At 63.0% G+C, this 12,404-nt stretch carries 10 protein-coding genes; 3 read left to right on the top strand and 7 right to left on the bottom strand.

Annotation, left to right across the window (positions count from 1 at the left end; all coding sequences use genetic code 11):
• Positions 1-26 precede the first annotated feature (26 nt).
• The 3 genes from ACJA3S_RS12455 (at position 27) to galE (ending at position 5,253) form a co-directional block, all read left to right on the top strand.
• Entirely contained in the window at positions 27-1,553 is a 1,527-nt protein-coding gene (locus tag ACJA3S_RS12455) for an O-antigen ligase family protein (RefSeq protein WP_406822073.1), read from the top strand.
• Between the two features lie 5 nt (positions 1,554-1,558).
• Positions 1,559-4,171, top strand: a complete 2,613-nt coding sequence (locus ACJA3S_RS12450; protein WP_406822072.1) for a glycosyl hydrolase family 5 — start codon at positions 1,559-1,561, stop codon at positions 4,169-4,171.
• Positions 4,172-4,278: 107 nt separating this feature from the next.
• Positions 4,279-5,253, top strand: a complete 975-nt coding sequence (gene galE / locus ACJA3S_RS12445) for a UDP-glucose 4-epimerase GalE (protein ID WP_406822071.1) — start codon at positions 4,279-4,281, stop codon at positions 5,251-5,253.
• A 192-nt stretch (positions 5,254-5,445) separates the two neighbouring features.
• Here galE and ACJA3S_RS12440 read toward each other — a convergent pair whose 3' ends face one another.
• The 7 genes from ACJA3S_RS12440 to ACJA3S_RS12410 form a co-directional block, all read right to left on the bottom strand.
• Positions 5,446-6,252 carry a CpsD/CapB family tyrosine-protein kinase gene (locus tag ACJA3S_RS12440; protein ID WP_406822070.1) on the bottom strand — a complete coding sequence of 269 codons (807 nt, stop codon included), beginning with the start codon at positions 6,250-6,252 and terminating at the stop codon, positions 5,446-5,448.
• 11 nt (positions 6,253-6,263) lie between these two features.
• On the bottom strand, positions 6,264-7,826 hold the full coding sequence (locus tag ACJA3S_RS12435) for a GumC family protein (protein ID WP_406822069.1): 1,563 nt from the start codon (positions 7,824-7,826) through the stop codon (positions 6,264-6,266).
• Between the two features lie 19 nt (positions 7,827-7,845).
• Positions 7,846-8,961, bottom strand: a complete 1,116-nt coding sequence (locus tag ACJA3S_RS12430; RefSeq protein ID WP_406822068.1) for a hypothetical protein — start codon at positions 8,959-8,961, stop codon at positions 7,846-7,848.
• A 24-nt stretch (positions 8,962-8,985) separates the two neighbouring features.
• Positions 8,986-9,540 carry a polysaccharide biosynthesis/export family protein gene (locus ACJA3S_RS12425; RefSeq protein ID WP_170030037.1) on the bottom strand — a complete coding sequence of 185 codons (555 nt, stop codon included), beginning with the start codon at positions 9,538-9,540 and terminating at the stop codon, positions 8,986-8,988.
• 225 nt (positions 9,541-9,765) lie between these two features.
• On the bottom strand, positions 9,766-9,942 hold the full coding sequence (eppA, locus tag ACJA3S_RS12420) for an EPS-associated small membrane protein EppA (protein ID WP_406822067.1): 177 nt from the start codon (positions 9,940-9,942) through the stop codon (positions 9,766-9,768).
• Positions 9,943-10,176: 234 nt separating this feature from the next.
• Positions 10,177-10,734 carry a helix-turn-helix domain-containing protein gene (locus tag ACJA3S_RS12415; RefSeq protein ID WP_170030039.1) on the bottom strand — a complete coding sequence of 186 codons (558 nt, stop codon included), beginning with the start codon at positions 10,732-10,734 and terminating at the stop codon, positions 10,177-10,179.
• A 185-nt stretch (positions 10,735-10,919) separates the two neighbouring features.
• On the bottom strand, positions 10,920-12,338 hold the full coding sequence (locus tag ACJA3S_RS12410) for a TIGR00366 family protein (protein ID WP_186674199.1): 1,419 nt from the start codon (positions 12,336-12,338) through the stop codon (positions 10,920-10,922).
• Positions 12,339-12,404 lie beyond the last annotated feature (66 nt).

Here is a 12,404-nt window from a genome sequence, read left to right as displayed (position 1 = left end):
CACCAAGGGGAAGGTGCCCATAGCCGATGCCTGAACATTTGCGTGCGTTGATCGTCATCCTGTTCCTGGCTAGCGTGGTCTTCCTGCTGGCCCGGCGGCCTGCCTGCGACCTTATCCCGCTGCGCGACTTCAAGCGCCGGCGCAACCTGTGGTTCCTGCTGACCCTGCTGGCCTTCTTCTCGCACAGTTTCTGGCTGTACCTGGGCGCAGGCGCAGTCATCCTGTACATCGCCGGGCGCCGCGAGCACAACCCCATGGCGCTGTTCTACCTGCTGCTGTTCCTGATTCCGCCGGCTTCGCTGCAGGTGCCGGGGTTCGGCCTGGTCAACTACCTGGTCGAAATCGACCATATCCGCCTGCTGAGCGTGTGCGTGCTGTTGCCGGCAGCGCTGGCCCTGCGCCGCCAAGGCGACACCCTGCGCTTCGGCCGCACCTGGCCCGACAGGCTGCTGGCGGCGGGGCTGCTGCTGATGAGCGTGCTGTACCTGCGCGAAACCACCCTGACCGACACCCTGCGCCAGACGTTGTACCTGTTTATCGACGTGCTCCTGCCGTATTACGTGGCCAGCCGTGGCCTGCGCCAGATCAGCGATTTCAAGGACACCCTGCTGGCCTTCGTGCTCGCCTCCTTCCTGCTGGCCCTGATCGGCGTTGCCGAGTCTGTGCGCCACTGGCTGCTGTACAGTGCCCTGGTCGACGCCATGGGCGTGCCATGGAGCATGTCCGGCTACCTGAACCGCGGCGGTTCGCTGCGCGCCAGTGCCACCACCGGGCAGGCCATTGTGCTGGGCTATGTGATGTGCGTGGCCATTGGCCTGTTCCTGTTCGTCCAGGGCTACGTGCGCCGCCCCTGGCAGCGTTTGATGGGTGCCCTGCTGCTGGCCGCCGGGCTGTTCGCGCCGCTGTCGCGCGGCCCGTGGATCGGGGCCATGGTCATCGTGGTGGTATTCGTCGCCCTGGGCAAAGGTGCGCTCAGGCGCCTGGCACTGCTGGCGGTGGCCGGCATGCTGGCCCTGCCCCTGCTGACCGCCGTGCCCGGTGGCGACAAGGTACTGGACCTGCTGCCGTACATCGGCAACGTGGACAAGGACAACATCACCTACCGCGAGCGGCTGATGGACAATGCGTGGATCGTCATCCAGCGCAACCCGCTGTTCGGCTCGTTCGATTTCCGCAATACCCCGGAAATGCAATCGATGATCCAGGGTGAAGGCATCATCGACATCGTCAACACCTACATCAATGTGGCGCTGCGGGTCGGGCTGGTCGGCCTCGGGTTGTTCCTGGCGTTCTTCGCCAGCGTGCTGCTCGGCATGCGCAAGGCCATGCGCAGTTTCCCCGACAAGGACGACGAGCGGCGCCAGCTCGGCCGAGCGTTGCTGGCGACGCTGGCCGGCATCCTGGTGATCATCTTCACCGTCAGCAGCATCACCTTCATCCCGGTGGTGTACTGGACGATCGCCGGGCTGGGCGTGGGCTATAGCCAGATGGTACGGCGGCTTCATGACAGCCAGGTCAGCGAGCTGGCCAGCTCAGGCCTTCAAACCGGGTGACGCCTATGAACCTGCTTCTGCTGCGCCGCTCGGCCCTGCAAACCCTGCGCGTTTCGGCCCTGGCCGGCCTGGCCCTGCTACCCTCTGCCGGCTGGGCATCGGCGTGGCAAGTCAGTGTCGATGAGCAGAATGGCCTGCCCATGGTGACCCTCGGCGGTGGGCCGGTGATGAAAGCCAAGTTCGACTTCTGGGCGGCCAACTGGAGCTGGACCGGCTTCGACACCGCAGTCAAGGTCGATGGCCCCTACCACTACTCGCTGCAGGGCAGCAACAAGGCGCTGGATTTTGACCTGACGGCGGATATACGCAAGGAGCAGGCGCAAACCCTGAGCTGGCTTTTCAACCTTGCCGCGCATAGCCGCCAGGCCGGGGTGATCGGCGGTGGCATGGTGTTCCAGTTCGACCCGGGGCAAATCGCCGGGGGCATGGGGGCGCCGCAGTTGCTGCCCGGCAACCGTGGCTGGTGGTGGGGTAAGGCTGAGCAGGGTCGACGCATCGAGATGCGCTTCGACCCGCCGCTGGCCAAAGTGTATTTCGAACGCGGCAACCCGTCCGAATTGCGTGCGTTTCTCTACGGCGACCCGATCAACGCCGGCCAGCAGCAGATCAAGGCGGTACTGAACATCAGTGGTGACATCGAGCTGGGGCCTACGCCCAGCGAACGCTTCGGCCTGACCGACCCCAGCCGTTGGCCGGATGACCACCTGGACTGGCGCACCTCGCCGGTCGACCTGTCGTTCCTCAACGATGCGGAAAAGCCCGCGGGCAAGCGCGGCTTCGTCAGGGCTGTCGGCGAACAGTTGCTGTTCGAGGACAATACCCCGGCGCGCTTCTGGGGTACCAACCTGTCCGCCTATGCATTGTTCAAAAGCCCGGACGAAGAAATCCGCCACCAGGCCAAGCGCCTGTCGGCGCTGGGCTTCAACCTGGTACGCCTGCACCACCACGACTCGCCATGGGTCAGCCCGAACGTGTTCGGCGACGCCACCGTGGTACGCGATACCCGCCAACTCGATGCTGAGTCGCTGCGCAAGCTCGACCTGTGGATCAAGGCGCTCAAGGACGAAGGCATCTATGTCTGGCTGGACCTGCACGTCCAGCGCGCGCTTACCGCCAACGATGGCATTGACGACTTCCAGGAGATCGCCAAGGGCCAGGATCACATCGACCTGAAGGGCTACGCCTATGTCAACCGCAGCATCCAGCAGGCCATGAAGCGCTTTGCCGAGCAGTACCTGGGCCATGTGAACCCGTACACCGGCCTGGCCTACAAGGACGACCCGGCGATTGCCGCGGTGCTGATCACCAACGAGGACGACCTCACCCAGCACTACGGCAACGCCTTGCTGCCAGACAAGGACGTGCCCCGCCACAGCGCACGCTACATGGACGCTGCCAAGGCCTTCGCCCGCCAGCATGGGCTGCCGAGCGAGCTTACCTGGCATGCCTGGGAGCATGGCCCGTCGAAGCTGTTCCTCAACGACCTGGAACAGCGTTTCAATGCCGACATGATTGCGCACCTGCGCAGCCTCGGCGTGAAAGTACCGATCGCCACCACCAGCACCTGGGGCGGCAATGGCCTGAGTGCGCTGCCAGCGCTGACTGCAGGCGATGTGATCGATGCCCACAGCTACGGCGCCAATGGCCAGCTGGAGAAGAACCCACTGACCAGCGACAGCATGATCGACTGGCTCGCTGCCGCCCAGGTAGTCGGCAAACCGATCACCGTCAGCGAGTGGAACGCCGAGCCCTTCCCGTTGCCCGATCGTCATTCGTTGCCGCTGTATGTGGCCGCTACCGCCAGCCACCAGGGCTGGGACGCCATGTTGCAGTATGCCTACAGCCAGCAAGCCTTCAACCCAGGCTGGCGCACGGCAGACAATTGGCACGCCTACAACGACCCGGCGATGCTCGCCACCCTGCCCGCTGCCGCCCTGCTCTATCGCCGTGCAGACGTGCACCCGGCCAGCACCCGTTACGTGTTCGCACCGACGCCTGCCACGCTGTACCGCCAGGAAATCACGCCGCGCAATTCGGTGCTGCTGCGCACGGCCATGGAAAAGGGCCAGTTGCAGATCGCCCTGCCGCAAACGCCGGAACTGCCCTGGTTGAAACCCGCCGCCATCCCGGCCGATGCGCAGGTGCTGAACGACCCGGGGCAAGCCCTGCTGGCGGCCAACGCCAACGAGGCAGTTACCGACACGGGTGAAATCAGACGCAACTGGCAGCTGGGCATCTACACCATCGACACCGCGCTGACGCAAGCCGCCAGCGGTTGGCTGGGTGGCCGCTCGATCAGCCTTGGCGCCATCCAGGTGCAGGCACAGACACCCTATGCCAGCGTCGTCGTGCAAAGCCTGGACGGCCACCCCTTGGGCCAGTCGCGCGAGCTGTTGGTGTCGCTGGGCACCCGGGCCGTGCCCAAAGCCGATGCCAACACAGCGTTCAACGTCGAACCGCTTGCCGGCACCTTGAACATCAAGGCGCCTGCTGGCCTGAAACTGTACGCCCGGGAGCCAGCGGCACAGCTCAAAGCCTTGCCCGTGACCTACCAGGATGGGCATTACCGCATCACCTTCGATGGCCAGTACATGGCCAATTGGCTGTTCTTGAAATAGGGCATATGGCCATCTACCCTCAAACAGACCTGTAGCTGAAGCGCCCGCCCGGCTTGGCCAGGGATGATTCACTGCGGCTGTACAACAGCAGAGTCCAGGAGGCTTGGATGAAGTTTCTGGTTGTCGGTGGCGCAGGCTACATTGGTTCGCACATGGTCAAGCATCTGCTTGGTACTGGCCATGAGGTGGTAGTGGCCGATCTGGTCTCACCCGGCCCTGGTGTGCAGTGGGCGAAACTGGACATCGCCGACGAGCCGGCCCTGGACGTGCTGTTCGCTGTTTGCCGCTTCGATGCGGTGTTCCACTTTGCCTCGTACATCCAGGTGGGCGAGTCGGTCAGCGTGCCCGGCAAGTACTACCAGAACAATGTCGCGGCAACCCTCAGCCTGCTGCAGGCCATGGTCCATGCCGGCATTCGCTACCTGGTGTTTTCTTCCAGCGCCGCTGTCTATGGTAACCCGCAGTATGTGCCGATCGACGAAGCGCATGCCAAGGGGCCGATCAACCCCTATGGGCTGAGCAAGTGGATGGTCGAACAGATTCTCGAGGACTTCGACCGCGCCTACGGCCTGAAATCGGTGTGCCTGCGCTATTTCAACGCCGCCGGCGCTGACCCGCAGGGCCAGCTGGGCGAATGCCACGACCCGGAAACCCACCTGATCCCATTGATCCTGCAGGCCGCTTCGGGCCGGCGTGAAGCGATCACGGTGTTTGGCCGCGACTACGACACGCCGGATGGCACCTGCATTCGCGACTACGTGCATGTGGCCGACCTGGCGACGGCCCATGCGCTGGCGGTGGACTACCTGCTGGCGGGCGGCGAGCGCACCGCATTCAACCTGGGCAATGGGTTGGGCTTCTCGGTGCAGCAGGTTATCGATACCGCCGGGGGCGTGACCGGCCGACAGATTCGCAGCCTCGATGCCCCGCGCCGTGCGGGCGACCCGCCGCGGCTGGTGGCCGATGCTGGCAAGGCCCTGCGTGTATTGGGCTGGCGCCCGCAATTTGCCGAGCTGGAACAGATCGTGCGGCATGCGTGGCAGTGGGAGTTGCAGTATCCCTGGCTGATGCGCCAGCGCTAGGCTCTGTATGAAAAGTCTGAGACGCAGGTCAGGCAAGGCGAAAACAGCCAAGGAAGCGGAGTGTACTGGAGTACATGAGCATTCCGAGGCTGTTTTCAACGCAGCATGAACAAGTATCAAGGCTTTTCGTACAGAGCCTAGGGCACACCTGTGGCAGCGGCTATGCGCTATGCCTGCCTGGCAGCAGAAGGCTCAGTAATAGGTTCGCGGTTGCTCGTCTGCCTTGTTCAACACTGTGCCGACCAGGTTCACCCTGGCCAGGTGGTGCAGGCAATCCTCGATTTCCTTCTTGTTGTTCATGCCGTTGGCCACCACCAGCAATACACAATCGAACTTGGGTATCACGGTGATCGCATCGTCAGAACTGAGCAACGGTGGCAAATCGAAAATGCAGATGCGCGACTCATAGCGGTTGCGCAGGTCGCTGATCAGGTTGCTCACCTTGGGCGACGACAGCATTTCGGTGGACATCGGCACCGGCACCCGCGTGGGCAGTACCACGAAGCGTGGCAGCGTCGGGTTGACCAGGCAGTCCTGCAACTCGGCCTGGTCGCTCAGGAACTCGTTCAATGACTGCTCCATGGGCAGGCCCAGGCTGCTGCCGACCTTGGGCCGACGCAGGTCGAAGTCCACCAGCAATGCGGTCCTGGTGGTGTGGTGGGCGATACTCATGGCCAGGTTGATGGCCAGCACGGTCTTGCCCGCTTCAGGCGTTGGCGAGGTGATGGCCAGGGTACGCCAGCCATTCTCGTCCATGGCCCTGAGCACTTGCGTGCGCAGCAGGTCGATCGGCCCGTTCATGCTGGAGTTCTTGTTGTACGCCACGATGCGGTGGCGCTCCAGGTGCTCGGCGCGCAGTGGCACCACCTTGGTGTTGACGTAGTCGAACTCGCCAGGCACTTCCCTCAGCGCCGTGCCAGGGGCTGGGGACAATGCCTGAGGGGTACCCGGGGTCACCGGGTGAAGCGTGTGGCCAACAGCTGGCTTGGTCCCGTCCATCGCTGCTTTCCTTATGCAAACCGAGACATGACTTTGAACAACAGCACATCCAGTGGCAGGTAGAACACGTGCACCAGCACCATCAGGATAGCCACCAGTACCAGCGCTGCCAGCAACAGCCAGTTGCGCCACCGCTTGCGCCGGGCCACGTCGGCCTTGGTATCGATGTACGGCAGCGCCACCAGCACGCGTCTGCCCAGCAGGTTCTCCAGGGCGCCGACGCCGCGAATACGCTGGTTGAACATTTCCAGCAGCATCACCAGCGCACCACCCCCGGCCGGTGCCAGCACCAGGCCCAGGGCGGCGATCTTCTTGCGGTTGGGCTTGATCGGCTTCTCCGGCAGCAGCGGTGGTTCCAGCAGCACAAAGCGCTCGGCCTTGTTTTCCTGCTCGAGGCTTTCGGTGATCTTCGCGCCCATCTCCTTGGCCCGGATTTCCTCGTACTTCTTGCGCGCGTTGTCATGGTCACGCATCAAGGTCACCAGGCCACGCTCGACCTGCGGAGCCTCGAGAATCTCGGCCTCGTAGCCTTCCATCTTCCTGGTCAGTTCGCGTTTCTGCTCGGCCAGCGACGCGATGCGCTCCTGTGCCGCGCTGATCTTGGCCCGCACGCGCGCGGCATCGAGGTTGCCGGTGGAAACCGCCGCCGTTGAGTTGCCGCTGGCCTGGAGTGCCTGGATCTTGCGCTTGACCGCCACCACATCGGGGTGGGCTTCCTTGTAGCGGCTCAGCAGCCGCGCATACTCGGCCTTCAGGCTTGGCAGGTCCTGGGGCTCGTCGGCAGCCGTGGCCCGTGGGCCTTCGCCAACCTTGGTGGCCAGCCCGGCATTGGCCGCGGACAATTCCAGCTCCAGGTAACGCAGCTCTTCCTGGGCGGCCTTGTAATCGCGGTCGACTTCGCGGAATTCCAGCTCCGAGCGCGACAGCATGTTCATGCGCAGGGTCTGGTGCTCGGGCAAGGCGTTGGCATGGGCCTGCTTGAAGTCTGCCAGCTGGTTCTCCAGGCTGGCCAGTTCAGCCCCCAGCTTGTTCGCTTCCTGGGTCAGGAACTCGGTGGTCTCGTTGGCGCGCTCGGTGCGCTGCTTGAGGTTCTCGTTGAGGAACAGCGTGACCAGGTCGTCAGCGACTTGCTTGGCCACTTGCGCTTGCCTGTGCTCGAACGACACATTGAACGCCACGGTCGCTTCACCCCGCCCGCGTACATAGGTGGTAAGCGGCTGGACCACGATGGCGCTGCGCATCTGGTCGATCCTGTCGCCTTCGCTGAAACGCTCGTCGGCGAACAGGTTGTACTTGTCGATGATGCGCAGCAGGTTCTCGCGGGTCATCACCCGTTGGCGAATCACCTCGATGCGCTCGTCGGCAAAGCTGCTGTTGTTGGTCGACACCAGCTCGGGGGAAATCTGCTGCGACTCCACCAGGATGGTGCCGGCCGACTGATAGATCGGTGGCACCATCACCGCCACTGCGACAGTCGCCGCGAGAATGACTACGATACTCACCGCCAGTAACAGGGCTCGGTCCTTGATAATGGCGATGTAATCTCTGAGGGACAGTTCGTAGTCAGACTTCATGGGGCCACCTGCCTGAAGTTCAGATGTCGGGGTACCTGTACGTCAACGTCAAACCCACGATCGTAGCGCTAGCATCGGCTTCGCGATCCTGCTGCCGTTGCTTGTACATCAGCGACAGGCGCAGGTCCCAGTACGGCGAAAACTCGCGGCTGGCCCACACGCTGTAGGTCTGCAGGGTGTTGGGTGTCTGCCCTTTGCTGTCCTGCCAGGCAGCGTCCGCACCCACCCGGGTCAGCTCGCTGACCGCGTAGCTCCACACACCGCGCACCTGGTCCAGCTGGGCGAAGCCGCCCTCGGCGCTGGCCACCGTGCTGCGCTCGGCGGTGAGGCTGGCAAGGGCGCGCGCACCGGTGTACAGCAGCGCCACGCCACCCTCGCCACGCCCGCCGCCTTCGTTACCGGAGACTTCAGTGGCACCGACGTGCACGTCGGCGCTGAGGTCTTCGGACAACTGATACTTGACCCCGATCGCCGGGCTGTAACTGTTCGAGGCCGTCGCTGTCTGGTCCTGCTCGGGCTCGTAACGGCGCACGTCAAAGCGGCTGCAGACATCGGCCCGCTCGCTCCAGGCGTAGGTCCAGGTGAACACGTTGCCCAGTTCGTCGTAACCGGTCAGCGTACTGATGTCATAACGCGCCCGGTTGTAGGTGGTCTCGTTGCTCAAGGTGCTACGTTCGGTGACTGCCTGGCTCCAGTTGCCGGTCAAGGTATAGAGCTTCTGCGTGCCATCGGTGGTGACCACTCCGGTATCCAGCACTGTCCCCGACAGCGTCGAACTTTCGTTGTAGCGCGCCAGCAGGCCAAAGCGCCCACGTTCGGTCTGGCGTTGCCAACCCAGGCTCACATCCGGGTCCTCACGGTTGTCCACCACGGCCGTGTCCGACGAACGCAACACATGCATGCCCAGCCCCAAGCGCAATTCATCACGGTCGAAAGTGCCGATCAGGGTGTAATCGGGCGCGATGATCGTGCGCGTTATGCCCTTTTCATCCGACGACAGCAGCAAAGGGTTGCTGTCGTATTCGACGGAGGTCGGTACCACCACCGTCGACTGCCAAGTTGCCGCCAGTGCAGCGTCGGTAAATGGCAAGACCAAGATTGCCGTTGCAATGCGAGTTGTTCTAAGAAGAGGCATTAAGTGTTCTTATTAAAGGCAAGATCAAGGAACGACCAGCGTGTCGCCAGCCTGAAGTTGGATGTTGGTGGACATGTCCCTGCCCGACACCAGGTCTTTATATCGCACAGGCAGGATTTTTTGGGAAGCGCCGGCACCCCGCACGACTTTGATTTCGCTTTCATCGGCAAACTTGTCCAGGCCGCCGGACATGCTCAGGGCCTGCAGCACTGCCGTAGGGCCGGCCATTTGTACCGGCCCGGGCTTGATCACTTTGCCCTGAACATAAACCAGGTTGCCGGCGATGCTCTTGACGACGACACTGACGTTCGGGTCGGGGAGGAACTTCTCGAGTTTGGCGGCCACTTGTTTTTCCACCGCCGTTACATCCAGCCCGGCAACTTCGATACGCCCGGCCAGGGGAAAGGTAATACTGCCATCGGGCAGTACCGTGGCTTCCTGGCGCAGGCTGTCTTCCTGCCACACCGAAACCATCACCACATCGCCGGGGCTGAGCAGGTAGGTACTGTTCGGTTCGGCATTGCTGGCACCGGCCCCCAGCATCAACAGGCAGAACGCGGCAAACATTGAACGCACCATGAGGGTCCCTCCGGCCCAAAGGCCCGACGAAGAGCACTGAATGAGAACAGCCCACCAACGCTCGCTCCGCATTGCGGCAATATGCCCGCCGCGACCGGCTCACCTGCCTGGAGGCCTCTACCTTGACGCTGTGCAGCTTGGGCTATGCTGCCGGCAACCGTGGACCTTCAACGGCTACTGGCAATATAGCAACGGCTGGCAAATTGACAAGGAAGGCGCGGCCGCTCAGATCTTCCTTCTATTGGCAACTGCCACGAAACCAACGACGGCAAAGGCAAACAGCCAACCTGCGGTTGACACGGGGATGATACTGTTCTGGTTGATATATAAATCCGCTGCGCGCGCCGCGCCACTTAACAGCGCCAGCAAAGACATCGATTTGATTATCAGAGCCGTGCGCATACGCCCCTCCTTTAAAGAGGAAAATCAATAAGTTATTGGCGTGGTAGTGCAGGAGTTGTTCGCTGTTGAATTGAGCTTATGAGCACAATGGCAATGCGTCAATGATTCGACACAATAATAAAATTCAATAGACGCCCGAGCGATTCGTCAAAAAAACGACAGGCAAATTGTGCATGCCCGTGTTACCTCGGCGTTGATAGCGTTTCATCGCTGAGAAAGGCAACGGCCGGGGCGCTACGGCCCCGTGGTTTCATCATCGGCGTGGTGCACCACCACCAGCAACTGCGCTGGCAACGGCCCCACCGAGCGCAACCGGTGCGGTGTCTGGGCGTTGAAATGCAGGGCATCGCCTTGCTCCAGCAGCACCCGTTCGTTCATGAAGTCCACTTCTACCTGGCCGGCGTGGACGAACAGGAACTCCTCGCCCAGGTGTTCCTTGAAGGTGGGGTCGCTGAACTCGAGCGGGGGCTGGATCAGGAATGGCAACAGGCTGCGTTGCCCGACCTGGCTGGTCAGGGCCGCATACCCCGGCCCTGCCCCGTCACCCACCAGGGCTTGGCGCTGGGCATGGCGCACCAGGCTGTAACGGTGTTGGCCGGCCTGCTCTTCGGCGAACAGCTCTTCGACATTGACGTTCAGCGCCCGCGCCAGTTTCAGCGCGGCGGCGATCGACGGTGTGTTCAGGCCACGCTCGACCTTGGACAGGTAGCTTTTGGTCATGGCGGTCTTTTCGGCCAGCGTTTCCAGGGTCATCCCCAGTTTCTTGCGCAGCAGTTTCAATCGGATAGACATATAACGCGGGTTCCCAGGCGAAAGCAGCCGGGCAATGATACGTGGACTGCCAAGGAAATGCTGGGGCTGCTACGCAGGCCATCGCTGGCAAGCCAGCTCCCACAGTGGCTGCGCATGGCTTGAGATCGATGCGGCCAAAGTGGGCGCTGGCTTGTCGGCGACGCGGCGCAAAGCGCCCCCCGGCTTCAGGGCATAACCGGCGGCACATACTGCAGTGTGGTACCCAATGCCCACAGCAGCACCAGCACCAGCGGCACATGCACCAGCAGCTGAACGAACGAGAAGCCGATCAGGTCGCGCGCCTTCAGCCCCAGCACGCCCAGCAGTGGCAGCATGTAGAACGGATTGATCAGGTTCGGCAGGGCTTCGGCGGCGTTGTAGATCTGTACCGCCCAGCCCAGGTGGTACTGCAGGTCGTTGGCCACCAGCATCACGTAAGGGGCCTCGATGATCCACTTGCCACCCCCCGAGGGGATGAAGAAGCCCAGTACTGCCGAATACACCCCCATCAGTACGGCGTAGGTGTCATGCGTAGCGATCTGGGTGAAGAACAAGGAAATGTGATGGGCCAGGGTCTGTTCATCGACCCCCTTCACCTGGGTCAGGATGGCCGCGATCGAACCATACAAGGGGAACTGGATCAGCACCCCGGTGGTGGTCGGGACCGCACGGGCCACGGCATCCAGGAAGCTGCGTGGGCGCCAGTGCAGCAAGGCACCGAGCATGATGAACAGCAGGTTGTAGGTGTTCAGCCCGGAAATGGCGGTAATTGCCGGCTTGGTGGCGAACTCCTGGTACAGCCAGCCGGCAGCCAGCGCGACCAGCAGCAGGATCAGGATCGGGCTGTGCTCCAGCCACTCGCCCGGGCGGGTGCGCTGGGGTGCCGGTGGTGCGCTGAAGCTGGGGTCGACCCCACAGTCCTGGGCGCTGCGCGCGCTGTTCGGGCCAGGCGCGGTGGCGTAGGCGATCACCAGCGAGACCACTACCAGCGCGGCCAGCATCACCCCGGACTGCCAGAGGAAGATGGTTTCGGTGAACGGGATCACCCCGGTTATCGACAGGATTGACGGTGGCAGGCTGGCCGGGTTGGCTTGCAGCTGCGCCGCCGACGACGACAGCCCCAGCGCCCAGACGGCACCCAGGCCCAGGTAGGCGGCGGCACCGGCGGCGCGGTAGTCCATCTGCAGCTCGGTACGCCGCGCCAGCGCGCGCACCAGCAGGCCGCCGAACACCAGCGACAGGCCCCAGTTGAGCAACGACGCCAGCATCGAGATCAGTGCCACCCAGCACACCGCCGAGCGGCCATTGCCGGGAATACGCGCCAGGCGGTCGATCAGCCGTGCGGCGGGCGGCGAACTGGCCACCACGTAGCCGCCGATGACCACGAAGGCCATTTGCATGGTGAACGGGATCAGGCTCCAGAAGCCATCGCCAAACGCCTTGGCAGTGTCGGTCGGCTTGGCGCCCATGGCCAGGGCGCCGATGCCCACCAGCATCACCGCCAGGGCAGCGAATACCCAGGAGTCAGGGAACCAGCGTTCGGCCCAGTTGGAGCAGCGCAAGGCAAAGCGGGCGGAGCGGCTGTCTTGAATTTCAGCGGCCACGGTTCAATTCCTCTTGTTGGTTTTATCGGCTACATCAGCAAACGCAAAACCCCTGCAGGAGCGGCC

This window comes from Pseudomonas sp. KnCO4 (assembly GCF_045344305.1).
Taxonomy (GTDB): domain Bacteria; phylum Pseudomonadota; class Gammaproteobacteria; order Pseudomonadales; family Pseudomonadaceae; genus Aquipseudomonas; species Aquipseudomonas anuradhapurensis.
This window is presented reverse-complemented; position numbering and strand designations above follow the sequence as displayed.

What these genes read in the sequence shown, in the direction of transcription:
- eppA (WP_406822067.1), bottom strand. Translation starts at nt 9,942, where the DNA reads ATGCGCACGGCTCTGATAATCAAATCGATGTCTTTGCTGGCGCTGTTA.
- ACJA3S_RS12435 (WP_406822069.1), bottom strand. Translation starts at nt 7,826, where the DNA reads ATGAAGTCTGACTACGAACTGTCCCTCAGAGATTACATCGCCATTATC.
- ACJA3S_RS12455 (WP_406822073.1), top strand. Translation starts at nt 27, where the DNA reads ATGCCTGAACATTTGCGTGCGTTGATCGTCATCCTGTTCCTGGCTAGC.
- ACJA3S_RS12430 (WP_406822068.1), bottom strand. Translation starts at nt 8,961, where the DNA reads ATGCCTCTTCTTAGAACAACTCGCATTGCAACGGCAATCTTGGTCTTG.
- ACJA3S_RS12425 (WP_170030037.1), bottom strand. Translation starts at nt 9,540, where the DNA reads ATGGTGCGTTCAATGTTTGCCGCGTTCTGCCTGTTGATGCTGGGGGCC.
- galE (WP_406822071.1), top strand. Translation starts at nt 4,279, where the DNA reads ATGAAGTTTCTGGTTGTCGGTGGCGCAGGCTACATTGGTTCGCACATG.
- ACJA3S_RS12440 (WP_406822070.1), bottom strand. Translation starts at nt 6,252, where the DNA reads ATGGACGGGACCAAGCCAGCTGTTGGCCACACGCTTCACCCGGTGACC.
- ACJA3S_RS12450 (WP_406822072.1), top strand. Translation starts at nt 1,559, where the DNA reads ATGAACCTGCTTCTGCTGCGCCGCTCGGCCCTGCAAACCCTGCGCGTT.
- ACJA3S_RS12415 (WP_170030039.1), bottom strand. Translation starts at nt 10,734, where the DNA reads ATGTCTATCCGATTGAAACTGCTGCGCAAGAAACTGGGGATGACCCTG.